Here is a 22,617-nt window from a genome sequence, read left to right on the forward strand (position 1 = left end):
GTGCCACAGCAATACCCGTGCCCTCACGGCGTGTTGATGAGACGTCAGTTCGTTCTGATGTCACGTCAGATCAGCGCGAACGGCACCCCGCGTCGGCGGCGACCGGTCCGGGAACCGGGTTCCCCTCCGGGGCGGGTCCGGGGCGGTCCGGGGCGGGGCCCGAGGGCGGTCCGGGGCGGGACCCGAGCGGGGCGGGCCTGCCGCCTCCGTAGGTGGACCGTGCGCCGTCGGGGCGAGGCTTGGATTGCGCGCCGCCGGGGCGAGGCGTGGACCGTGCGCCGCCGGGTCAGGCCTGGGCCGCGTCTCCCGGGGTCACCAGGCCCGACTCGTACGCCACGATGACCAGCTGGGTCCGGTCACGGGCGCCCAGCTTGCCCATGATGCGGCTGACATGGGTCTTCGCGGTGAGCGGACTGAGCCCCAACGCCGCCGCGATCTCGGTGTTGTTGAGGCCGCGCGCCACCAGCGTCAGCACCTCGCGCTCGCGCTCGGAGAGCCCCTCGGGGCCGCCCACCGCGAGCGCGGGAACCGACGGGGTGCGCAGGAAGCGGGCGACCAGGCGGGCCGTCGGGCCCGGTGAGAGCAGCGCGTCCCCGGCGGCCACCGTGCGGATCGCGTCGAGGAGTTCGGCGGGCCGGGTGTCCTTCACCAGGAAGCCGGAGGCGCCCGCGCGCAGTGCCTCCACGATGTGCTCGTCGGTGTCGTACGTGGTGAGGACGAGCACCCTGACCCTGGCCAGGCTCTCGTCGGCCGCGATGAGCCGGGTCGCCTCGATGCCGTCCAGGTCGGGCATGCGGATGTCCATCACGATCAGGTCGGCCCGCGCGCTGCGCGCCAGTTCGACGGCCTCCCGCCCGGTGGCCGCCTGCCCGACCACCTCCATGTCCCGCGCCGACTCGACGAGCATGGCGAACGCGGCCCGCACGAGGTTCTGGTCGTCGGCAAGGAGCACACGGATGGTCATCGGGGCTCGCCCTTTCCGGGTTCGGACACGGCCACGGAATCGGACCCGGGCACGGAATCACCCTCACGGACGCCCTCGGAATCCAGCACGGCGCGGGGATCACGTACGGCCGCGGGACCGCCCGGGGGTTCGGGACCAAGTACGTCATCGGAATCCCGTACGGCCCGGGAATCCCGTACGGCCTCGGCATCCCGTACGACCCCGGAATCCCGTACGGCCTCGGGAGTGCCCGGCGATCCGAGCCGGCCCGCACCGTCCTCCGCCGTCTGCTGCTCGGGCACCGTCGTCCGCAGGGGCAGCACCGCCACCACGGCGAATCCCCCCTCCTCCCGCGTCCCGGCCTCCACCGTGCCGCCCACACTACGAGCGCGCTCCCGCATTCCCATCAGGCCGAAGCCCGGCGGGCCGCCCGCGTCGCCGATGCCGTCGTCCGTGACCGTGACGCGCAGGGCCCAGCCGTCCGTGCGCAGGTCCACCCGGACGGTCACGTCGGGGCCCGCGTGCCGTACCGCGTTGGTCAGCGCCTCCTGGACGATGCGATAGGCGGCGGCGCCCACGGCGGAGGGAACGCCGTCGCCCCGTACCGTGGTCGTCGCCTCCACCTTCGCGCCCGCCGAACGCGCCGCCGCCACCAGGTCCGACACCCCGTCGAGGCCGGGCAGCGGGCCCCGCCCGTCGCTGCCGCCGTGCTCGGAGGCGCGCAGCACCTCCAGCGTGGTCCGCAGTTCGCCGCGCGCGGTCCGGCAGGTCTCGGAGATGTCGTCGAGGGCCCTGGCGACGGCCGTCCGGTCCAGGCGGTCCGGGTCGGCGGCCAGGACGTGCGCGGCGACGGAGGTCTGCACGCCGATCAGGGTGATGCTGTGGGCGAGCAGATCGTGCAGGTCGCGGGCGATGCGCAGGCGTTCCTCGGCGACCCGGCGGCGGGCCTCCTCCTCGCGGGTGCGTTCGGCGCGTTCGGCGCGTTCGACGACCGAGGCGAAGTACTGGCCGTGCACCCGGACGTACACGCCGAGGACGATGAACGCGACGATCCAGCCGGTGACGCGCAGCGCCTGGGCGCCCTCGGCGGCGCCCTGCCCGAACTTGACGGCGAGCATGATGCCGATGACGCCGGTGCCGATGACCAGGGAACGCAGCGGGCGCCCCGTGACGGCGACGGTGAACAGCGCGGTCATCGAGACGAGCAGCGGCGCGTTGTGGTTGAAGTCGAGCGCGTGGTACGGGCCGACACAGGCGACGAGCCCGAGGAACGCGGCGAGCGGGGCGCGCCGTCGCCAGACGAGCGGGAGGTGCGCGGCGACCAGCAGGGTCCAGCCGAGCGCGTCCGGTCGCCGGCCGTCGGCGTGCACGGTGAGCGCCACGGTGACGTCGAGGATCAGCAGCACGCCGGCGAGCAGCGCGTCCTGGCGCAGGATCCGCGCCGGGTCGACGATCCCCCGGTGTCCGAAGCCGGTGAGGTGCAGCATGCGTTTGACGTCCACCGCTTCATCCTCCGTGAGGGGGCGCCCCTCCGGGAGAGGAGGGGCGCCCGATGTCCGATGTGTGGGGGCCGGCCCGCCCGGCGTGCGGGGTGCCGGGACCTGCCCGGCGTCCCGGTTGTGAGCGGCCGGGCGGTCAGCCGACGGGGACGGGCTCCTGCTGTCCTGCCGCCTCGGTCTCCGGCTTCCGCGAGAGGCCGCCCGGCCACCACACCTTCCGTCCCAGCGCCACGCTCGCGCTGGTCACCAGGTACGTACGGACGAGGAAGGTGTCGAGCAGCACCCCGACCGAGATGACGAAGCCGAGCTCGACGAGCTGGAGGAGCCCCATGTTCGTGAGCACCGCGAAGGTGGCCGCGAGGACGAGGCCGGCCGAGGCGATCACGCCTCCCGTGGTGCGCAGCGCGGTGAGCGCGGCGGCGGCCGGTTCGGCACCGGAGAGGGATTCCTCCCGCATCCGGTGCATGAGGAAGATGCCGTAGTCGACGCCCAGGGCGACCAGGAACACGAAGGACAGCAGGCCGAGGCCGGGATCGGTCCCCGCGAACCCGAACAGCGGTCCGAAGACGAGGCCGCCGATGCCGAGCGCGGCTCCCCACACCGCGATCACGGCGGCGACGAGCATCAGCGGGGCGACGAGCGACCGCAGCAGCAGGACCAGGATCAGCAGCACCGAGGCGAGCACGAGGGGTACGACGACGAGCCGGTCGCGGGCGTTGGTGTCCTGGAGATCGATCTGCTGGGCGCTCGGGCCGCCGACGTACGACCCGTCGAGGTCCGCCCGCAGGGCCTTGATCGTGGCGGTCTCGGCGGCCGACTGGGGCGCGCCGCGCGCGATGACGGAGATCTCCGTCCATCCGCCGCCACTGCGTCCGCGTTCGGCGCTCGCGACGCCGGCGTGGCCGCGCACGGCGGCCAGCGCGGTGTCCGCCCGCCCGGTGGGAGCGATCACGGTGATCGGCTGGGTGCCCTGGCCCGGGTAGGCGCGGGCGAGTGTCTCCATCGCGGCGACCGAGTCGGGCCGGTGGGCGAAGGAGTCCTGCTGCTTGAGCGGGCCCGGCAGGTTCAGCGCGCCGAGGGCGAGCGCCCCGAGCAGGACGGCCCCGCTCGCGAGGACGACGAGCGGCCGGCGCCCGGCGGAGGTCCCCATCGCGGCGAACAGGTTCCGCCGCTGTTTGGGTTCGGTGCCGTAGGCGGGGACGAGCGGCCAGAACACCCGGCGCCCGAGCAGGACGAGTACGGCGGGCAGCAGGGTCAGCATGGCGAGGAGGGCGCAGAGCACGCCGACGGTGCCTGTCGGGCCCATGGCCCGGCTGCTGTTGAGGTCGGCGGCGAGCAGGCAGAGGAGTCCTGCGGCGACGGTGCCGGAGGAGGCGAGCACGGCGGGCCCGCAGCCGCGCAGGGCCTCCTTCATGGCGTCGTAGGGCCGTTCCACGCGCCGCAGCTCCTCCCGGTAGCGGGAGATGACCAGCAGCGCGTAGTCGGTGCCGGCGCCGAAGACGAGGATCGTCATCACGCCCGAGCTCTGGCCGGAGACGCTGGTGCCGAACGCCTGGTGGAGTCCGTAGGCGACGCCCATCGACAGATAGTCGGCGACGCCCGCGACGGCGAGCGGCACGAGCCACAGCAGCGGGCTGCGGTAGATGAGGATCAGCAGGACGGCGACCACGGCGACGGTGGTGTAGAGCAGCGGTCCGCCGAGGGAGTTGTACACCTCGCCGGCGTCGGTGGCCAGGGCGCCGGGGCCGCCGACGTCGACGCTCATCCCGTCCGTTCCCCGGGCGACGTCGCGTACGTCGTTCACGAACGCGTCGCGCTTCTTCTCGTCGGAGCCGGGCGCGGTGCTGGCGACCGCGTACATCAGCGTGCCGCCGTCCCGGGACGGCACGGCCTCGGGGGTGTCGGTGAGCGGGTTCGCCCGGGTGATCGCGGCGACCTGGCGGGCCGCCGTGGCCCGGTCGGCGGCGCGGAGGCCCCCGTCGCGGTGGTAGACGAGCACCAGTTGGGTGGCCTCGCCACCGGGCAGCCGGTCCTCGATCTTCGCGACCTGGGTGGAGTCCGCGCTCGCCGGCAGATAGTCCACGGCACGGTCGTGCTGCACGTCCGCGAGCTTCGCCGCGAACGGTCCGACGGCGGCCAGCACGGCCACCCACAGCCCGAGCAGCAGCCAGGGCACGGCCGTCCGGCGCCCTGGGCCTCTCCTCGTCGTTCCGGCTTTCTCGGGCCCCATGGCGGGGTCCTCCCCTTCTCGCGGATTGTCTGGACAGGCACCAGACTTCCGGCGCGACGGACGGGTTACGTCGCGCGGAAGGGCGAGTTCGGGCGTACTGCGAGGGGTGGCCCGGGGGCCGGACTACTCCCCAGGGAGTAACGGACGGGTGGGGCCCGGCCGGCCTACGACGGTGTCCGGGCCGTTGCCAGTAGGCGGGTCACATCGTCCGAGCAGATCGTCAGGGCCGCGCCCACGGTGGCCAGGACGTCCCGTTCGGCGGGGGTGTAGGGCCCGTCGGCGAGGGCGATGCGGGCCCCCTGGAGGAGGATCGCCTCGCGGCCCGTCGGGGCGAGGTGCGGGGCGAGCGGGTCCAGGGCCTCGTGGAGCTCTATGGCCAGGCTCGCTCCGCAGGGCTCGCCGAAGAAGCGGCCCGTGTCGGCGGCGAGCGCCTCGACGAGGGCGCTGAGCTGGTCCTCCGTGCAGTCGTCGAAGCCGGCCGAGCGGACGGCCGCGGCGGCGGTCTCCAGGGACGAGCGGGCGCAGCCGCCGCCCGCCGCGAGAACGGCGAGGGCGACGGTGTGGACGGCGTCGCGGAGCATCGCGGAGAAGCGGGTGGTGGTGGGGTGGTCGAGGACGTCGGCGCCGTAGTGGCGGCGGCAGGCGGCGCATTCGACGACTGGCCCGGTCTCGCCGCGCGGGAGCACGGGAACACCCAGAAGAGTGAAGCGGCGACGGCCGGCGAGCCGCTGGTAGTTGCGGTCGCCTCCGCAGCCCGGGCAGAAGAACTCGCCGTCGCCGACGGCGTTCCATGCCGTACGGGTGCCCAGGATGCGGGGAACCTGAACTGCACGACCGTTTCGTCCCCATCCTGGCAGCACGTCGCACACCTCCGTAACGCCACGGCAACATCGCCGCGCTGGCGTGATGTTAGCCACATAGTTGAGGCTGAGTCAGTACCTAGGACGAGACCTGCTCGTGACCTGCACACAGATTGGCCGGGACACGACCCGGCCCCGCCCGCCTCGAAAGGCGGACGGGGCCGGAAAGAAGCAGGTGAACGAGGTCAGCGGGCCGCTCGGTTGACGGCGGAGACGACGGCCTTCAGCGAGGCGCGTGTCGTATTCGCGTCGATGCCGATTCCCCACAGGACCTTGTCGCCGATCGCGCACTCGATGTACGAGGCGGCCTGTGCGGAGGCGCCCTCGCTCATCGTGTGCTCCTGGTAGTCGAGCAGGCGTACGTCGACGCCGATGGACTGCAGGGCGTCGAAGAAGGCGGAGATCGGACCGTTGCCGGTGCCGCTCAGGACGGTGTCCACGCCGTCGACCGTGGCCTCGACGGTCAGGGTGTCCACGCCGTCCTTGTCCGTGGTGGACTGGCCGGTCCTGACCTGGATACGGCCCCACGGGTTCTCGGGGTTGGGCAGGTACTCGTCCTGGAAGGTCGACCAGATGTCCTTCGGCGTGACCTCGCCGCCCTCGGCGTCCGTCTTGGCCTGGATGATCTTCGAGAACTCGATCTGCATGCGGCGCGGCAGGTCCAGCTTGTGGTCGTTCTTCAGGACGTACGCGATACCGCCCTTGCCCGACTGCGAGTTGACGCGGATGACGGCCTCGTAGGAGCGGCCGACGTCCTTCGGGTCGATGGGCAGGTACGGGACGGCCCACTCGATGTCGTCGACGGTGACGCCCCTGGCGGCCGCCTCGGCCTCCATCGCGTCGAAGCCCTTCTTGATGGCGTCCTGGTGGGAGCCGGAGAAGGACGTGTAGACCAGGTCGCCCACGTACGGGTGGCGCGCGTGGACCTCCATCTGGTTGCAGTACTCCCACGTACGACGGATCTCGTCGATGTCGGAGAAGTCGATCTGCGGGTCGACGCCCTGCGAGAACAGGTTCATGCCCAGGGTGACCAGGTCGACGTTGCCGGTGCGCTCGCCCTGCCCGAACAGGCAGCCCTCGACGCGGTCGGCGCCGGCCATCAGCGCCAGCTCGGCGGCGGCGACGGCCGTACCGCGGTCGTTGTGGGGGTGGATCGACAGGCAGACGTGCTCGCGGCGGGACAGGTGGCGGCCCATCCACTCGAAGCGGTCCGCGTGCGTGGAGGGGGTCGAACGCTCCACCGTGGCGGGCAGGTTGAGGATGATCTCGCGGCCCGGGCCGGGCTGCCAGACGTCCATGACCGCCTCGCAGACCTCCAGGGCGAAGTCCAGCTCGGTGTCGGTGAAGATCTCGGGGCTGTACTGGTAGCCGAACTCGGTCTCGGGGCCCAGCAGCTTCTCCGCGTACTCGACGACCAGGCGGGTGCCGTCGACGGCGATCTGCTTGATGTCGTCCTTGGAGCCGCGGAAGACGACGCGGCGGAAGACCGGGGCGGTGGCGTTGTACAGGTGCACGTTGGCGCGCTTGGCGCCCTTCAGCGACTCGACGGTCCGCTCGATCAGGTCCTCGCGGGCCTGGGTCAGTACGGAGATCGTGACGTCGTCCGGGATCGCGGTCTCGTCCTCGATGATCGAGCGGACGAAGTCGAAGTCCGTCTGGCCCGACGCCGGGAAACCGACCTCGATCTCCTTGTAGCCCAGCTTCACCAGCAGGTCGAACATCTCACGCTTGCGCGCGGGCGACATGGGGTCGATCAGGGCCTGGTTGCCGTCGCGCAGGTCCGTGGAGAGCCAGCGGGGGGCGACGGTGATCCGGTTGTTCGGCCAGTCGCGGTCGGGGATGTCGACCTGGTCGTACCGGCCGTACTTGTGGACGGGCATCGACGTGGGACGCTGACGGTTGGCGCGGGTCTGCTCGCTGCTGTGGCTGTTCGCCATGATGCGTGGGCTCCTCAGGATGTCCGAAAGGACGGCCGACGGCGCAACGCCAGACTCCGCGGGGAGGGGGTCGGCCTCGACTACAGGCCCTCGCCGCGGCAGCTAAGGAGAAGCAGCCCGAAACGCATGATGCTCCGCAGCCTAGCCGAGCCGCGCTCCGTACGGGGGGCTGTATCAGTATGCGGGATCGCATACCCCGAAAGGGACAAAACGTGCGCCATACCACTTCCGGGCGGAATCCCAGGCTCCCCATTGCCGCATTTCACCAATCTTGGTTGCACGTAGTGACATTGATGTCACTCAGTGCAAGGGTGCCGGGCATGACGACCACCGGGGGCTTCGAGCCCGTCCACTGCACCATCGTCCCGCCCCATGTCCTCGACAAGCTCGCCCGGCACGAGGACCCGGCGCTCTCCGGTCCCGCGCGCCAGACCCTGGAGCGCGACGCGTACGAGCGCACCCACCGGCGGCTGACCACCGTCATCGGCGCGCCCGCCGTGGCCGCGCCCGCGGGGGCCGCCGAGCAGAAACCGCACCGCACGATCTACGACGCCCGCCATCGCCAGGACCTCCCCGGCAAGAAGGTCCGCGGCGAGGGCGACAAGCCGGGCAAGGACGCCACGGTCAACCGCGCGTACGCCGGGCTCGGCGCGACCTTCGACCTCTACCTGAACGCCTATCGGCGCGACTCGATCAACGGCGAGGGCCTGCCGCTCGACGCCACCGTGCACTTCGACGCGAACTACAACAACGCCTTCTGGAACGGCGAGCAGATGGTGTTCGGGGACGGTGACGGCGAGATCTTCCTCGACTTCACCATCCCGGTCGACGTCATCGGCCACGAGCTGACCCACGGCGTCACCCAGTACACGGCGAACCTCACCTACTTCGGCCAGCCGGGCGCCCTGAACGAGTCCATGTCGGACGTCTTCGGCTCACTGATCAAGCAGTACACGCTCGGCCAGACCGCCGCCGAGGCCGACTGGCTGATCGGCGCCGGGCTGCTCGCCCCGCGGATCACGGGCACCGCCCTGCGTTCCATGAAGGAGCCGGGCAAGGCGTACGACGACGACGCGCTCGGCAAGGACCCGCAGCCCGGGACGATGGACGGCTACGTCCGCACCGGCCGGGACAACGGCGGCGTCCACATCAACTCCGGCATCCCCAACCACGCCTTCTACCTCGTCGCGCAGGCGCTCGGCGGCCACGCGTGGGAGCGGGCCGGACAGATCTGGTACGACGTCCTCACCGGCGGGGAGCTGCCCCAGGAGGCCCTGTTCTCCGACTTCGCGCGGCTCACGCTCGCCGCGGCGCGGTCCCGGTACAACGACGGTGAGGAGCTGCTGGCCGTGACGAAGGCCTGGGAGCAGGTCGGAGTCCCGTCCGCGTAGCCGCGGGCGGCCGAGTCGTACTAGACAGGACCCATGCGTATTCAGGTGAGGCGCACGGGCGGGTTCGCGGGCATCGAGCGCCGTGCCGAGGTGGACACCTCGGGGCGGTCCGACGCCTCCGAGTGGCACGCCCTGGCCGAGCGCGCGATCGACGCCGGCCGGGGCACGCCCCCGGCCGGCGTCCCGGACGGCTTCAGCTACCGGATCACCGTGGACGGGAGGACGGTGTACGCCGCCGACCCGAGACTCACGGAGGACCAGCGCGAACTGATCTCGCGGGTGCTGAAGGAGGGCGCCTGACGGGAACCGCCGAAGGGGGAAGCCCGACGGTCGCCGAAGGGGGTCGCCCGGGGGCGGGCACGGGAAACCGCGGGTTCACGCCGAACCGTTGACTTCCGTTACCGCCGGTACAGATGATCGCGCGCATGGCGACGAACCCCCTCCCGCAGTTCCCGCCCGGCTTCCTCTGGGGCGTGTCCACCTCGGCCCACCAGATCGAGGGGGCCGCGGACGAACGCGCCCCCTCGGTGTGGGACGCCTTCACGGCCGGGCCCGGGCACATCAAGGACGGCTCCACGGCGGCGGTGGCCTGCGACCACTTCCACCGCTACCCGCAGGACGTGGCACTCCTCGCCGGCCTCGGCGTGGACGCGTACCGCTTCTCCATCTCCTGGCCCCGGGTGAACTCCCCCGGCGGCCTCGACTTCTACGACCGTCTGGTCGACGCCCTGTGCGCGGCAGGCATACGGCCACTGCCGACCCTCTTCCACTGGGACCTGCCGGTCGAACTGGACTGGATGGACCGGGACACCGCCGAGCGGTTCGCCGAGTACACCTCGGTCGTCGCCGAACGCCTCGGTGACCGCGTCAAGAAGTGGATCACTCTCAACGAGCCCGCCGAACACACGCTTCTGGGCCACGCGCTCGGCGCGCACGCTCCCGGCAAGCAGCTCCTGTTCGACGCGCTGCCGGTGGCCCACCACCAGCTCCTCGCCCACGGTCTCGCCGTACGGGCCCTGCGCGCGGCCGGTGCCGGCGACATCGGGATCGCCAACTCGCACGGCCCGACCTGGCCAGCCTCGGACCGCACCGAGGACGTGGAGGCGGCCGACTTCTACGACCTCCTGCTCAACCGCCTCTTCGCCGACCCCGTCCTGCTCGGCAAGTACCCCGAAGGCATCGGCGAGTTGATGCCCGGCGACGTCGAGTCGGACCTGAAGATCATCGGCGAGCCGGTCGACTGGTACGGGATCAACTACTACCAGCCGACGCGGGTGGGCGCCCCCGAGGGCGCGGAGATCGAGTTCAGCGGACTCACCCTGCCCGCCGAACTGCCCTTCACCGTCAAGGAACTGGAGGGATACCCGGTCACCGACTTCGGCTGGCCGGTGGTGCCCGAGGCGCTCACCGAGCTGCTGGTCGGCTTCCGCGAACGCTACGGCGACCGGCTCCCGCCCGTCGTCATCACCGAGAACGGCTGCAGTTACGACGGCATCGACGACCAGGAGCGGATCGCGTTCCTGGACGGTCATGTCCGGGCGCTGCACCGGGCGTTGGAGCAGGGCGTCGACGTGCGCGGCTACTTCGTCTGGTCGCTGATGGACAACTTCGAGTGGGCGGAGGGGTACGCGCGCCGCTTCGGCCTCGTCCATGTCGACTACGACACCCTGGAACGGACTCCGAAGGCCTCCTACGGCTGGCTGCGGGACGCCCTGCGGGCGCAGAGATGACGGCCGCCGACGCGGTCATACCCGTGACGGCCCTCGCCGAGCCCGTCGAGCGGGTCGGCCGGGGCTGGACCTCGGCGCTCTCGCTCGCCAACGGGGCGATCTGGGTGGGCTGGTACGGCCCCCTGCAGATCCTCCTCGCCTCCCAGGCGGAGGACTTCGCGCCCGGCACCGGCATGTCCAAGGAGACGATGCTGGCCTGGGTCACGGGTGCGGGCGCGGTCGTCTCGCTGGTCGCCAATCCGCTCTTCGGCGCGCTGTCCGACCGTACGACCTCGCGCCGGGGCCGCCGTACGCCGTGGATCGTGGCCGGGGCGGCCGGTGGCGCGCTGTCCCTGCTGCTCCTCGCGGGAGCGGGCGGCGTCTGGACGATGGCGGCGGGCTGGTGCCTGGTCCAGCTGACCCTGAACGCCGCGTTCGCCGCGGTCACCGCGGCCGTCCCCGACCGGGTGCCGCGGCTGCAACGCGGTTCCGTGGGCGGCTGGCTGGGCGCGGCTCAGATCCTCGGCGTGGTCGGCGGCACGGGGCTCGCGACGGTGGCCGGGGGCACCGGCGGCGGGTACGCGGCGTGCGCGGTGTTCACGCTGGTGGGCGTCCTGCCGTACGTACTCCGCTTCCCGGACCTGCGGTTGCCCGAGTCGGCCCGCCCGCCCTGGTCCTGGCGGACGTTCCTCACCTCGTTCCGGCTGAGCCCGCGCGAGCACCCCGACCTGGCGTGGGCCTGGCTGACCCGCTTCCTGATCAACCTCAGCAACGCCCTCGTGCTGCTGTACCTGCTCTATTACCTGCGGGACCGGCTGCACCACGACGACCCCGAGCAGGGTGTTCTGATCCTCACGGCGGTGAACGGTGTCACGCTGCTGGCCACCGTCGTGGTGGGCGGGGTGTGGTCGGACCGGCTGGGCCGCCGCAAGCCGTTCGTGATCTGGTCCGGCGTCCTGATGGCGGTGGCCACGGCGGCGCTGGCCGGCTGGCAGACCTGGCCCGGCGCGATCACCGCCGCGGCCGTCCTCGGCGTCGGCTTCGGCGTCTTCACCTCCGTCGACTTCGCCCTGATGACCGACGTCCTGCCGAAGGCCGTCGACCGCGGCAAGGATCTCGGCGTCATCAACATCGCCAACGCCCTCCCTCAGGTCGCGGCGCCGGTGATGGCGGCGCCGATCGTGACGTACCTGGGCGGATACCGGGTGCTGTACCTGGTCGCGGCGGTGATCGGCCTCGCGGGGGCGCTGCTGGTGAGGCGGATCAAGGGCGTGGACTGAGGCGGTCCGGGCCCGGGGGGCTCTGTCGGGAGTGCTGCCCGGACGGCTCTCGCCGTCCGGGCAGGCGCCGTCGGTGTGCGGTGGTGCCCCTGCGCCGGGTCGGGTCAGTCGGGTCCGGGTCAGCCGGGTCCGGGTCGGCTGGGTCAGCCGGGTCCGGGTCCGGGGCGGCCGGGTCCGGCGAGTCCGGCGAGTCCGGCGAGTCCAGGTCCGGCTGCCGGCCGGACGCGGTGGCGCGACCGGCCGGGTGGTCCGCCGGAGGTGATGACGCCGGACCGTCGCCCGCGCCGGCCGTCACCCGCTACCGCGCGAGGCCGTCCCCGAACCGCGCGTCCTTTTCCGGGGCGTACGGCGCCCGCGGGCCGAACACGGTGCTGTTGGTGGTGGTCAGGCCGGACCGGGAGCCGCGCAGGACCCACACCGCGCCCGAGTCCGCGTACGCCCCGTCCTCGTAGGGGGTGGCGATCGCCAGGTCGGCGCGGTGGTTGGCGTTGACGTCGGCGAGGAGCACGGTCCGGCCGAAGTAGTCGCCCTTCTCGGAGGCGCCGGGCACCCCCGGGGACGACTGGTGGAAGGCCTGCGCCCCCTTGCCGGTGAGACCGGCCGCGCCGCCCTTGAGCAGGACGACGGCCCCCGCGTCGCGGATCGACCCGACGTTCTCGCCGGGCACGCCCACGGCGACGTCCGGGTAGCCGTCGCCGGTGACGTCGCCCGCGGCCAGGGAGTAGCCGAACAGGTCGCCGGAGTCGACGTCGTGGTCGCCGGACTCGCTCACCCCGGGAACGCCCGGAGTGTCCTGGGTGATCTTCGCCGTACGGGTGGAGGGACCCGACGCCGAGCCGTAGACGACCCGGACCGTACCGGCGTCGTAGTCGCGGTCCTCCGAGACCTGGTCGACCTGCGCGGCGACGAGGTCGCCGTAACCGTCGCGGTTCACATCGGCGACGACCCCGCCGGTCGTGGACCAGCCCAAACTGCGGGAGGTGCGGCCGAGGCCGTCCCGGCCGCCCGCCCAGAAGCGGGACGTTCCCTGAATGTCGTCGAAACTGTGGGTCGTGACGATGTCGTCGGCGCCGTCGCCCGTCATGTCGCCCACGACGATGGCCTTGGGCGCGTCCCCCTCCGTGAAGGGGAGCGTCTGGACGGAGGCGGGGACTCCGGCGCGGGAGAACGGGCCGTAGTGCACCTGGAGGCCCTCCCCGGTCGTGGTCACCAGGTCGGGGTGGCCGTCGCCGTCGATGTCGCCCGTCGCGACCGTGGGGGCGGGCGCCGGGAGCGGGGCACCCGCCGTCAGTCCCTTCGCGGAGCCCCAGAGCACAGCCGGTGCGGTGTAGTCGCCCACGACGAGGTCCGTGCGGCCGTCGCCGTCGAGGTCGCGGGCGACGGTGGTACGGCCGAAGGAGCCGTACGGTTCGACGCTCCCCGGCACGCCCGCGGTGGCCCGGGTGATCACCATCGGGTGCGCCGTGTCGGTACCGGCCGCGGAGCCGTACAGGACCGAGACGTAGCCCGCCTCCACCATGCCCGAGACCGTGCCACCGGGCGCGGAGACGGCGAGGTCCGCGTAGCCGTCGCCGTTGAAGTCGATGACGGGCGAGGCGGTCGTGGCCACGGCCGGTGTGGCGAGGCCGCCGACCGCCGCCAGGGAAGCGGTCAGCAAGGTGCCCACCGTGGCGAGTGCGCCTGCCCTTCCCTTGGAGAGACCGGGGACGGCAACGGCCCGACGGGTGGGGTGAGACATCGGTGTCCTTTCCCTGACATCGGTTCGCACGGCGGCCACAGGGCCTCGGCGATCACGCGGACGGATCTTTGTACGGCTGTCATCCACCATGACCGCCGAAGCCGCCGAATGGTTGTGGCCTCCGTGGTCCGGGTCCATCCGCCCGGGGCGTGGCCGCGGCGCTGATCGCGGAGCCGACGAGCTGAGGGGACTGAGCGGGCCGGGCGATCAGGGCGGCCCCTCGGGCGGGCCGCCCGGCCCGGTCACAGGGCTCCGGCGTCCCTGGCCGTCCACAGCGACGGGTACACCGGGCGGAAGCCCAGGTCGTGGCGGATGCGGTCGGTGGAGACGATCCCGTTCCAGGGGTCGGGGTCGCTGCGCTCGTACAGGGCGGGCGGCACCTCGACGCCGTTGATCAGGTGGAGGTCGACGGTGGTGACGGGGGCGTCGTCGGCGATGTTGTAGATCCGGCCGCCGCCCACACCGGGGGCGTACAGCAGACGGCAGAGGCCCTGGGCGACATCCGCGTGGTGGACCATCTGGAGCCGCTTGCCGGCGGCCCAGTGCGCGGCCCACCGCAGCGACGCGGCGAGATGCGGGTCGCCCTCGCCGTAGACGAAGGGCAGGCGGCCGATCCGGACGTCCATGCCGCCCTCCAGGGCGAGCAGGCCGCGCTCCGCCTCCGCCTTGGACTCCGGGTAGGCGCCCCACATCTCGCCGCCGGGCCTGCTCGGGTCGTCCTCGGTCAGCGGGCGGCCCCGGCCGGTCCCGTACACCAGATTGGTGCTGACCTGCACGAACCGGCGTACCCCGGAGGAGACGGCGGTGCGGCCCAGCTCCAGCGCGGCGTCGCGGTTGACCGCCCGGGCCTCCTCGTCGGGGACCCCGCGGAAGGCGGCCGCGATGTTCACGACCGAGTCGACACCCGTGAGGGCCTTGCCGAGCGTCTCGGCGTCGCGCAGGTCTCCGACGGCGATCTCGACGCCGCGGCCGGCCGGGCCGGTGAGGCCGGCCAGGGCCGTCGCCCGGGACTCGTCGCGGACCAGGATCCGTACCGTGTCGCCGGGGGGCGCCTGCTGCAGGAGGCGGGGTACGAAGCGTCGTCCGACCTCGCCGGTGGTTCCGGTCACCAATGTCAGCATGATCTGTTCCTCTCGTCGCCCTCCACCGTCCCCCCGTGCCGGGCCGGGCGGGAGAGACCTCCTGATCCAGGGACCGGCAGTGCCTGGATAAGACCGGCGGCCTGCGTCACGCTGGAGGGGTGAACCGAGCCGAACTCGCCGACTTCCTGCGCCGCGGCCGCGCCCGTCTGGAGCCCTCCGACGTGGGGCTCACGGCGGGTGCCCGGCGCCGCACCCCTGGTCTGCGCCGGGAGGAGGTGGCGGCGCTCGTGGGCATGTCCGTGGACTACTACACCCGGCTCGAACAGGCGCGGGGACCGCGTCCCTCCCGTCAGATGCTGGGCGCGCTGGCGCGGGCACTGCGGCTCACCGGCGACGAGCGGGACCACCTCTTCCACCTGGTCGGCGAGGAGCCGCCACGCGCCGGGAGTGCCTCGTCGCACATCCGCCCCGGGCTGCTGCTGATCCTCGACCGGCTGCACGACGCGCCCGCTCTGGTCATGACCGACTACGGCGACGTCCTCGCGCAGAACGCGATGTCGGCGGCGCTGACCGGCGAGACGGGCCCCGGGCGCAATCTCGTGCGGCGGTTCTTCACCGACCCGCGGGCCCGGGCCCTCTGCCCGCCCGAGGACCTCCCCGAGCTCGCCCGCTCCCATGTCGCCAACCTGCGCGCGGTCACGGCGGCCCGCCCCGACGATCCGGCCCCCGCCGCCCTGGTGGCCGAACTCCGCTCCACGAGTGAGGAGTTCGCGCACCTCTGGGAATCCCACGAGGTCGCGGTGCGCCGCTCCGCGACGAAGCGGTTCCTGCACCCCACGGTGGGTCTGCTGGAACTCGACTGCGAGTTCCTGCTCAGCTCCGGCGACAATCAGCTCCTCCTCGTCCACACCGCACGCCCCGGCACCGAGTCGCACGAGCGCCTCCAACTGCTGCGGGTGGTGGGCCTGCAGAACATGGCTCCGGCCGCCGGGCAGAGGTGACCCCGCGCGTCGGACCCGTGTGCTGGGCGCCGGACCCGGTTCCGGGTTCAACTTCGGCCACTTTCTCCGACCGTTGAAGGAAAGGGTCCGCTTCCCTTGCAATCGTGAGCCACCCGCGCCTCAATGGAACCGCACATTCCGACGGACCGTCAGATACGCCCCGCACGGCGTCCCGCACCCCACGCGCGGACGGTCCGCGTACACGTCTCCCCGCACCCTCACCGAGCACAGAGGTGAGGAGCCCGTGTGCCCGGACCAGGGCGGACGGTCCCGTCCCGACCATCCCCACATGGCAATTCCCCCACAAGGGAAGGGAATCCGATGAGAGGCAAGCAGCTCGGAACCGTCGCGGCGTTAGCCGCCGGCACCCTCGCCGCGACCGGTCTGGCCTTCGCGCCGGCCGCCGCGGCCGTCACTCCCCAGACGGCCACCATCAACGCGACCTGCACCATCGGGGGCGGCGGCGCGGCCACCCTCACCGCCACGCAGGACGGCACGGCCGCGACCATCACCCTCAGCTCCACCGACATCACCTCCCCGCTCCCCATCTCCGAGAACTCGGTCACCTCCACCCTGACCCTGGTGAGCGCGAGCGGCGGGACCACCGCCTTCAGCGGCACGAAGAACCCCGCGATCGCCGCGGGCGGCGGAGTCTCGGTGGGCCCCCTGGACGGCACCGTCGCCTCCGGCGACAGCCTGGAGACCTACGGCGGCTCCCTGAGCATGGTGGTCTTCGGCATCACCATCACCTGCACGGCGGACGCGCCGCAGGCGCCTGGCCCGTTCGTCTTCGACTGACCCGCCGCGCCACGACGTGAGGGCCGGTGCCGCCCGCGCGCAGCGGCACCGGCTCCCCCCACAACTCCCCCGCGAGGAGCCCCGGTTGATGACCATGACAGAAACTGATGGCCCATCAGTCACTGCGCCGGGACTCCATTGACTTCTCACACAACCCGCACATCAATGGCCCCCTGTCGGCGCAGACGAGCCGCTGCGCCCGCATCCCTCAGGAGGGGGCTACAACCATGTCAACCACGGGTCCGACCACCCGAAGACGCCGCCTCGCGGCACTGCTCGGGGCGACCGTCCTCGCGCTCACCGCGGGAGGTGCGCTGGCCGCCCCGGCCGGAGCCGCTTCCACGAACGTGGACTTCGCCACGCACTGCATCCCGCCGGCGATCGCGGGCATCCCGCCGATCGACGGCACCACCACCGCGAAGATCACGGTGGACAACGCGAGCCCCAAGGTCGGCGACACGGTCACCGTGACCTACACGGTGGTCAAGCCGGCCGCCAGCAACCCCGTCGACATCGCGCTTCCGGCGGACATCATGACGCCCACCGGCAAGGTCGCGCTCGGCGGGGCGCAGACCGGAAGCGTCACCGTCGCCGGTCCCAAGAAGAACGACCCGGTGCCCGGCAAGGGCGCCTTCCCGTCGTTCAGCATGACGGGCACGTTCACCGTCACCGCGCCCGGCGCGATCACCCTGTCGCCGAGCGACTACAACATCCACACCAGCTACATCATGGAACTGGACACCCCGTGCACGGTCATCACCCCGCCCGCCCCGGTCTCGGAGACGGTCACCGCGACGGGCGGCGGACAGACCAACACCCGGGCCATCCAGCTCGGTTCGGCCTCCGGGAACCCCGGTGACAGCGTGACCGTCACCGGCAGCGACTTCACCCCGGGCGCCAGCGTCACCCTCGCCGGACGGTCCGGGGCCACCCAGACCGCCGACACGGCGACCGTGACCGCGAACGCCCAGGGCTCCTTCAGCGGCTCGCTCGTCGTCAACGACAAGACGACGACCGGCGTGGTCGCGTACGAGGGAGGAAGCTGGAACGCGGACACCGGAGCGGGTCCCGCCGCGTATGTCGTCATCGACAACACGCCCGTCCCGGACGGCAGTCAGAAGCTCACCACGACGGTCAGGGCGGGAACGCTGTCGATGACCCAGGCCGGGGACGCCGTCGCGCTGTCGGCGGTCGACTTCGGCAAGGGCGGTGCCTCCACGGGCGCCCTGCAGACGGTGACGGTCAAGGACTTCCGCGGCGGACCCGCGGGCTGGTCCCTGACCGGCAAGGTCACCGACTTCACCGGCCCCGGCGCGAAGATCGACGCCGGTGCCCTGAGCTGGAGCCCGGCCTGCGCCACCAAGGCCGGCAGCCCGAGCACCTGCCAGGCCGGCTCGTCCGGCGCGGTGGGCACCTCGGGAGCGACCCTGGCGTCCACCCCCAACGGGACGCTCACAGGTGGTGAGTTCACCGTCGACGCCGGACTGTCGCTGAACGTACCGGAGTTCACGCCCCCCGGCTCCTACTCCGGCGTGCTCACGCTGACGCTCAGCTGACCGGTCCGCCACTCGGCCGGTCCCTCCGCACCCCGGTGGCCGGGCGCGCACCCGCCCGTCCACCTTGTCCCGCCCCACATCTCGTACCACCTCGTCCGCCCACGCCGCCCATGCCGTCCGCGGGGGTCCGCACCCATGCGCAAGCCGTACGCCCTCCTCCTGAGCCTGCTCCCGGCCTTCCTCGTCTTCTCGGTCGTCTCGGTCTTCCTGGCGACGCCCTCGTACGCGGCCGACAACGGAAGCTGGTCGGTCTACCCCGTCTCCTCGCGCATCGCCGCGCGGCCGTACTTCTACCTCTCCGCCGACCCCGGCCAGACCCTCCGGGACAAGGTCACCGTCGCCAACAAGACCGGCCGTCCCCTGACGTTCCGGCTGTACGCGGCCGACGCCTACAACACCGCGCGCGACGGCGGTTTCGCCGTGCGCACGCTGAAGGAGAAGCAGCGCGGGGTGGGGGCGTGGGCGCGGCCCGCCCGCTCCCGGGTCACCGTGCCCGCGCACGAGAAGATCACCGTGCCGTTCACGCTCCGGGTCCCGGAGCGGGCCGAACCCGGCGACCATCCGGGCGCGTTGGTGGCGCTCGACGAACGGATCGAGACGGGGGAAGGCTCCCTCTCGGTCGGGGTACGACGAGCCGTGGCCGCCCGGGTCTATCTCCGGGTCGGCGGGCCGACGGTTCCCGCCCTCGCCGTGGAGAAGGTCCGCCTCACCCACCACCAGCCGCTGATCCCCGGCACGGGCGCCTCCGCGGCCACCGTCTCGTACACCCTGCACAACACGGGCAACGTGACGCTGAACCCGAAGGTGCGTCTGAGGGCCGAGGGCCTCTTCGGGCGGACCCTGCTGTCCCGCGGGCTCACGGGCATCCCCTCGGAACTGCTCCCGGGCCAGCGGGTGCGGCTCACCGCACCCTGGGACGGAGCACCTCAACTCGACTGGGGCGACGTGACGTTGACGGCCAGCGCGCCGGGGACCCGGGAGTCGGCGAGTGTGTCGTTCCTCGCGCTGCCGTGGCTGGCGGCCGTGGTCGTGGTCGCCGCGTTCGCCGCGGCGGTGGTGACGATCAGAGCGCGTCGGGCCCGCGTTCGCCCGTCCGCACCCGTACGACCGTCTCCACGGGTACGGACCACACCTTTCCGTCTCCGATCTTCCCGGTCTGCGCGGCCTTCACCACCGCGTCGATGACCGCGTCGGAGTCGGCGTCCTCGACGACGACCTCGATCCGGACCTTGGGCACGAGGTCGACCTGGTACTCGGCGCCGCGGTACACCTCGGTGTGCCCGCGCTGACGCCCGTATCCGCTGGCCTCGGTGACGGTCAGCCCGTGCACACCGAGCTCCTGCAGGGCGGTCTTGACCTCGTCGAGTCGGTAGGGCTTGACGATCGCGGTGATGAGCTTCATGCCTGGGGCTTGACCTTCTGCGCGGTGGAGAGGGACGACGGAACCGGGGCGCCGTGGCCCAGGACCCCGTGATCGTAGGCGCTCTCGGCGTGCACCGTAAGGTCCAGGCCGGTCTGCTCATGCTCCTCGTCCGCGCGCAGGCCCATGAGCCGGTCGATCAGTCGGCCGAGGCCGTACGTGACGGCGAACGCGTACGCCCCGACGGCCAGCACACCGACGAGCTGCCGGCCGAGCTGGCCGAGCCCGCCGCCGTACAGCAGCCCCTCGGTCCCGCCCGTCATCTCGTGCACGGCGAAGACCCCGATGAGCAGCGTGCCGATCACGCCGCCGACCAGATGCACACCGACGACGTCCAGCGAGTCGTCGTAGTTCAGGCGGAACTTCCAGCTCACGGCGTACGAGCAGACGACACCGGCGGCGAGTCCGACGACGAGCGCGCCCAGCAGGGACACCACCCCGCAGGCCGGGGTGATGGCCACCAGACCGGCGACCGCGCCGGAGGCGGCGCCCAGCGTGGTCGGGTGGCCGTCGCGCCGCTGCTCCACGAGGAGCCAGCCGAGCAGTCCGGTGCAGCCGGCCGTGAGGGTGTTGAGGAACGCCGCGGCGGCCAGACCGTTGGCGCCGAGGGCGGACCCGGCGTTGAAGCCGAACCAGCCGAACCAGAGGAGACCGGCGCCGAGCATGACCATCGGCAGGTTGTGCGGTCGCATGGCGTCCTTCTTGAAGCCGAGCCGCGGCCCGAGGACCAGGCACAGCGCGAGCCCGGAGGCACCGGAGGTGATCTCGACCGGCATACCGCCCGCGAAGTCGAGCGCGCCCAGACCGTCGCGGATCCAGCCGCCGGGGCCCCACACCCAGTGCGCGACGGGAACGTATACGAGCAGCGTCCACACGGGCACGAAGACGAGCCATGCCCCGAACTTCGCCCGGTCGGCGATGGCCCCGCTGATCAGCGCGGCGGTGATGATCGCGAACGTGAGCTGGAAGGTGGCGAAGAGCAGGGTGGGGACGGTGCCCTGCACGCTGTCCGGCCCGAGCCCGGCCATCCCCGCGTGCCGCAGCCCGCCGATGAGCCCGCCGAACGTGTCCTCGCCGAACGCGAGGGAGTACCCGGCGGTCAGCCAGACCACCGTGACCAGGGCGATCGACACGAAGCTCATCATCAGCATGTTGAGGACGCTCTTCGTGCGGACCATGCCGCCGTAGAACAGGGCGAGGCCGGGGGTCATCAGGAGCACGAGCGCGGTGGCGGCGAGCAGCCAGGCTGTGTCGCCGGTGTCGATCCGGGCGGCGGCCAGAGTCACGGTCTCTCCAACGGTGTGGGGGCGTCGTCAGAGCGTCACGGGCCCGCATTTCCTGTTGCGTACACCCGCGTTTCGGGCATGTTTCATTGCGCCGTGGTTTCCGGATCCTCACAGATGAGGAGACCGGCGCGCGGAGCTGGAATGCCCGGTTCGCGCGCCCGCGGAGGCCGAGTGCGCGCGCCCCTGTGCGCCCGCTGCGGGCGTCCCCGTCCGCCCGGTGCGGGCGTCCCTGAACGCCCGGTGCGCAGGTGTCGAAATACTCGCTTCCCGGGTATCGAACAGCTTGGTACGGCGGGCACCCGACGATCAGGGACAATGGGCGCCATGAGCGTTCGCAACCAGTCATCCGAGCCGTCCAAGGACGGGGGCGCCTCTCCCGCCCTCGAGGCAGTGGGGAACCACCGCGCCGGCTTCGCCTGTTTCGTGGGCCGCCCCAACGCGGGCAAGTCCACCCTCACGAACGCTCTGGTCGGCCAGAAGGTGGCGATCACCGCGAACCAGCCGCAGACCACGCGGCACACCGTGCGCGGCATCGTGCACCGGCCCGACGCGCAGCTGATCCTCGTCGACACCCCTGGCCTGCACAAACCGCGCACCCTGCTGGGCGAGCGGCTCAACGACATCGTCCGCACCACCTGGGCCGAGGTCGACGTGATCGGCTTCTGCCTGCCCGCGAACGAGAAGCTCGGCCCGGGTGACCGTTTCATCGCGAAGGAACTGGCGTCCATCAAGAAGACGCCGAAGATCGCGATCGTCACGAAGACCGACCTCGTCGACAGCAAGACGCTCGCCGAGCAGCTCATCGCGATCGACCAGCTCGGCCGCGAGCTGGGGTTCGAGTGGGCCGAGATCGTGCCGGTGTCGGCGGTGGGCGACTCGCAGGTGGGTCTGTTGGCCGATCTGATCGTCCCGCTGCTTCCGGAGGGGCCCGCCCTCTACCCCGAGGGTGACCTGACGGACGAGCCCGAGCAGGTAATGATCGCGGAGCTGATCCGCGAGGCCGCCCTGGAGGGCGTCCGCGACGAGCTTCCGCACTCCATCGCCGTCGTGGTCGAGGAGATGCTGCCGCGCGAGGACCGCCCCGCCGACAAGCCGCTCCTCGACATCCACGCCTTCGTCTACATCGAGCGCCCCAGCCAGAAGGGCATCATCATCGGCCCCAAGGGCAAGCGCCTGAAGGACGTCGGCATCAAGTCCCGCAAGCAGATCGAGGCGCTGCTGGGCACGCCGGTCTTCCTGGACCTCCATGTGAAGGTCGCCAAGGACTGGCAGCGGGACCCCCGCCAGCTGCGCAAGCTCGGCTTCTGAGAAACCTCCGCCCGCGTCGGCCCCGGCCGCACCGCCCACGCCGAGGGCTCGGCGTGGGGCAGCGGCGGGGTGGCGGGGCGGGCGGCCGGGCGGGGAAGTCTTCTCAGCCCGCCGTCAGCGTCTGGTGGACGACACCGTCGAGCCCGGCCAGCAGCACCGGCGTCCCGGGCCCGCCGAGATCCCGTACGGCAGCACGGTCCGCTTCCGCGACGGCCTCCGCCTCGGACACCACGGCCGCCGCCTCCAGGGACTTCGCCCCGGACGCCACGGCCATCGCCACGGCGGTCTGCAGGGCGCTCAGCCGCAGGGACGCCAGCTCCACGGTCCCGGCGACGTAGGTACGCCCCGTCTCGTCCCGTACGGCCGCCCCCTCGGGCACACCGTTGCGGGCCCGCGCGGAACGGGCCAGGGTGACGATCTTGCGGTCCTCGGGGTCGAGCGCGCTGCTGTCGGTCATGACCAGAGCATACGAAGTGCGGGCGGACACCCCCGCCGACGGGTCACCGGACGCGGCGGGTCACCCGGCCACCGGATACCTCGCCCCGCCGCGCCGCCGCGGCGCGACCCGGACCCGCTGAG

The 22,617-nt window shown here is 72.2% G+C and carries 18 protein-coding genes and 2 pseudogenes; 10 read left to right on the forward strand and 10 right to left on the reverse strand.

Features of this window, described 5'->3' with window-relative positions:
• Positions 1-286: 286 nt before the first annotated feature.
• From ABZX90_RS03300 to leuA, 5 genes and pseudogenes are all read right to left on the reverse strand, one after another.
• Positions 287-964 (reverse strand): response regulator transcription factor, encoded by a 678-nt coding sequence (locus ABZX90_RS03300; protein WP_355201144.1) that lies wholly within the window; start codon positions 962-964, stop codon positions 287-289.
• A gap of 290 nt (positions 965-1,254) precedes the next feature.
• A pseudogene (locus ABZX90_RS03305) lies at positions 1,255-2,430 on the reverse strand (histidine kinase); the annotation flags it as partial.
• Positions 2,431-2,578: 148 nt separating this feature from the next.
• Entirely contained in the window at positions 2,579-4,672 is a 2,094-nt protein-coding gene (locus ABZX90_RS03310; RefSeq protein WP_355201146.1) for an MMPL family transporter, read from the reverse strand.
• A gap of 164 nt (positions 4,673-4,836) precedes the next feature.
• Positions 4,837-5,532, reverse strand: a complete 696-nt coding sequence (locus tag ABZX90_RS03315; protein ID WP_351119511.1) for a TerB family tellurite resistance protein — start codon at positions 5,530-5,532, stop codon at positions 4,837-4,839.
• Between the two features lie 185 nt (positions 5,533-5,717).
• Positions 5,718-7,469 carry a 2-isopropylmalate synthase gene (gene leuA, locus ABZX90_RS03320; RefSeq protein ID WP_355201149.1) on the reverse strand — a complete coding sequence of 584 codons (1,752 nt, stop codon included), beginning with the start codon at positions 7,467-7,469 and terminating at the stop codon, positions 5,718-5,720.
• Between the two features lie 320 nt (positions 7,470-7,789).
• Between leuA and ABZX90_RS03325 the strand changes: the two genes are divergently transcribed.
• The 4 genes from ABZX90_RS03325 to ABZX90_RS03340 all read left to right on the forward strand — a co-directional run bounded on the left by ABZX90_RS03325 (position 7,790) and on the right by ABZX90_RS03340 (position 11,849).
• Positions 7,790-8,860, forward strand: coding sequence for a M4 family metallopeptidase (locus ABZX90_RS03325; RefSeq protein WP_355201151.1), 1,071 nt, complete (start codon positions 7,790-7,792; stop codon positions 8,858-8,860).
• A gap of 33 nt (positions 8,861-8,893) precedes the next feature.
• Positions 8,894-9,160 carry a protealysin inhibitor emfourin gene (locus ABZX90_RS03330; RefSeq protein WP_351119514.1) on the forward strand — a complete coding sequence of 89 codons (267 nt, stop codon included), beginning with the start codon at positions 8,894-8,896 and terminating at the stop codon, positions 9,158-9,160.
• Between the two features lie 113 nt (positions 9,161-9,273).
• On the forward strand, positions 9,274-10,590 hold the full coding sequence (locus tag ABZX90_RS03335; RefSeq protein ID WP_351119515.1) for a GH1 family beta-glucosidase: 1,317 nt from the start codon (positions 9,274-9,276) through the stop codon (positions 10,588-10,590).
• Positions 10,587-11,849 (forward strand): MFS transporter, encoded by a 1,263-nt coding sequence (locus ABZX90_RS03340; protein WP_355201153.1) that lies wholly within the window; start codon positions 10,587-10,589, stop codon positions 11,847-11,849. The genes ABZX90_RS03335 and ABZX90_RS03340 overlap by 4 nt, the downstream gene beginning before the upstream one ends.
• A 298-nt stretch (positions 11,850-12,147) precedes the next feature.
• Here the strand turns inward: ABZX90_RS03340 and ABZX90_RS03345 are convergent, their stop codons facing one another.
• Positions 12,148-13,587, reverse strand: coding sequence for an FG-GAP-like repeat-containing protein (locus ABZX90_RS03345; RefSeq protein ID WP_355201155.1), 1,440 nt, complete (start codon positions 13,585-13,587; stop codon positions 12,148-12,150).
• A gap of 242 nt (positions 13,588-13,829) precedes the next feature.
• Positions 13,830-14,708 carry an NAD(P)-dependent oxidoreductase gene (locus ABZX90_RS03350; RefSeq protein ID WP_355201157.1) on the reverse strand — a complete coding sequence of 293 codons (879 nt, stop codon included), beginning with the start codon at positions 14,706-14,708 and terminating at the stop codon, positions 13,830-13,832.
• A gap of 119 nt (positions 14,709-14,827) precedes the next feature.
• On the opposite strand from ABZX90_RS03350, the gene ABZX90_RS03355 reads away from it, so the two are divergent.
• From ABZX90_RS03355 to ABZX90_RS03370, 4 genes and pseudogenes are all read left to right on the forward strand, one after another.
• A complete protein-coding gene (locus tag ABZX90_RS03355; protein ID WP_355201159.1) occupies positions 14,828-15,670 on the forward strand; it encodes a helix-turn-helix transcriptional regulator in 843 nt (280 codons plus the stop codon).
• A 321-nt stretch (positions 15,671-15,991) separates the two neighbouring features.
• Positions 15,992-16,468, forward strand: coding sequence for a hypothetical protein (locus tag ABZX90_RS03360; protein ID WP_351119520.1), 477 nt, complete (start codon positions 15,992-15,994; stop codon positions 16,466-16,468).
• A gap of 227 nt (positions 16,469-16,695) precedes the next feature.
• Entirely contained in the window at positions 16,696-18,024 is a 1,329-nt protein-coding gene (locus tag ABZX90_RS03365; RefSeq protein ID WP_355201161.1) for a beta-xylosidase, read from the forward strand.
• A 135-nt stretch (positions 18,025-18,159) separates the two neighbouring features.
• Positions 18,160-19,191 (forward strand): annotated as a pseudogene (locus ABZX90_RS03370) (DUF916 domain-containing protein); the annotation flags it as partial.
• On the opposite strand, the gene ABZX90_RS03375 reads toward ABZX90_RS03370, so the two are convergent.
• Both ABZX90_RS03375 and ABZX90_RS03380 read right to left on the reverse strand, forming a co-directional pair.
• Entirely contained in the window at positions 19,088-19,426 is a 339-nt protein-coding gene (locus tag ABZX90_RS03375) for a P-II family nitrogen regulator (RefSeq protein ID WP_037746418.1), read from the reverse strand. The pseudogene ABZX90_RS03370 and the gene ABZX90_RS03375 overlap by 104 nt on opposite strands.
• Positions 19,423-20,730: an ammonium transporter gene (locus ABZX90_RS03380; protein WP_351119522.1), complete on the reverse strand. Its 1,308-nt coding sequence runs from the start codon at positions 20,728-20,730 to the stop codon at positions 19,423-19,425. The genes ABZX90_RS03375 and ABZX90_RS03380 overlap by 4 nt, the downstream gene beginning before the upstream one ends.
• Before the next feature lie 315 nt (positions 20,731-21,045).
• On the opposite strand from ABZX90_RS03380, the gene era reads away from it, so the two are divergent.
• Positions 21,046-22,038 (forward strand): GTPase Era, encoded by a 993-nt coding sequence (era, locus tag ABZX90_RS03385; RefSeq protein WP_351119523.1) that lies wholly within the window; start codon positions 21,046-21,048, stop codon positions 22,036-22,038.
• Between the two features lie 103 nt (positions 22,039-22,141).
• Here era and ABZX90_RS03390 read toward each other — a convergent pair whose 3' ends face one another.
• The gene (locus ABZX90_RS03390; protein WP_351119524.1) at positions 22,142-22,495 is read right to left on the reverse strand and encodes a cytidine deaminase; all 354 of its coding nucleotides are present in this window, start codon (positions 22,493-22,495) and stop codon (positions 22,142-22,144) included.
• Here ABZX90_RS03390 and ABZX90_RS03395 point away from each other — a divergent pair.
• Positions 22,494-22,616 (forward strand): hypothetical protein, encoded by a 123-nt coding sequence (locus ABZX90_RS03395; protein ID WP_351119525.1) that lies wholly within the window; start codon positions 22,494-22,496, stop codon positions 22,614-22,616. The genes ABZX90_RS03390 and ABZX90_RS03395 overlap by 2 nt on opposite strands.
• The last annotated feature ends 1 nt before the right edge of the window (position 22,617 follow it).

The organism is Streptomyces sp. NPDC002935 (assembly GCF_040611295.1).
Classification (GTDB): Bacteria; Actinomycetota; Actinomycetes; order Streptomycetales; family Streptomycetaceae; genus Streptomyces.

Bases quoted from the DNA above. Each gene is read 5' to 3' on its own strand.
- ABZX90_RS03300 (WP_355201144.1), bottom strand. From the start codon at position 964: ATGACCATCCGTGTGCTCCTTGCCGACGACCAGAACCTCGTGCGGGCC.
- ABZX90_RS03310 (WP_355201146.1), bottom strand. From the start codon at position 4,672: ATGGGGCCCGAGAAAGCCGGAACGACGAGGAGAGGCCCAGGGCGCCGG.
- leuA (WP_355201149.1), bottom strand. From the start codon at position 7,469: ATGGCGAACAGCCACAGCAGCGAGCAGACCCGCGCCAACCGTCAGCGT.
- ABZX90_RS03325 (WP_355201151.1), top strand. From the start codon at position 7,790: ATGACGACCACCGGGGGCTTCGAGCCCGTCCACTGCACCATCGTCCCG.
- ABZX90_RS03330 (WP_351119514.1), top strand. From the start codon at position 8,894: ATGCGTATTCAGGTGAGGCGCACGGGCGGGTTCGCGGGCATCGAGCGC.
- ABZX90_RS03335 (WP_351119515.1), top strand. From the start codon at position 9,274: ATGATCGCGCGCATGGCGACGAACCCCCTCCCGCAGTTCCCGCCCGGC.
- ABZX90_RS03340 (WP_355201153.1), top strand. From the start codon at position 10,587: ATGACGGCCGCCGACGCGGTCATACCCGTGACGGCCCTCGCCGAGCCC.
- ABZX90_RS03345 (WP_355201155.1), bottom strand. From the start codon at position 13,587: ATGTCTCACCCCACCCGTCGGGCCGTTGCCGTCCCCGGTCTCTCCAAG.
- ABZX90_RS03350 (WP_355201157.1), bottom strand. From the start codon at position 14,708: ATGCTGACATTGGTGACCGGAACCACCGGCGAGGTCGGACGACGCTTC.
- ABZX90_RS03360 (WP_351119520.1), top strand. From the start codon at position 15,992: ATGAGAGGCAAGCAGCTCGGAACCGTCGCGGCGTTAGCCGCCGGCACC.
- ABZX90_RS03365 (WP_355201161.1), top strand. From the start codon at position 16,696: ATGTCAACCACGGGTCCGACCACCCGAAGACGCCGCCTCGCGGCACTG.
- ABZX90_RS03375 (WP_037746418.1), bottom strand. From the start codon at position 19,426: ATGAAGCTCATCACCGCGATCGTCAAGCCCTACCGACTCGACGAGGTC.
- era (WP_351119523.1), top strand. From the start codon at position 21,046: ATGGGCGCCATGAGCGTTCGCAACCAGTCATCCGAGCCGTCCAAGGAC.
- ABZX90_RS03395 (WP_351119525.1), top strand. From the start codon at position 22,494: ATGACCAGAGCATACGAAGTGCGGGCGGACACCCCCGCCGACGGGTCA.
- ABZX90_RS03390 (WP_351119524.1), bottom strand. From the start codon at position 22,495: ATGACCGACAGCAGCGCGCTCGACCCCGAGGACCGCAAGATCGTCACC.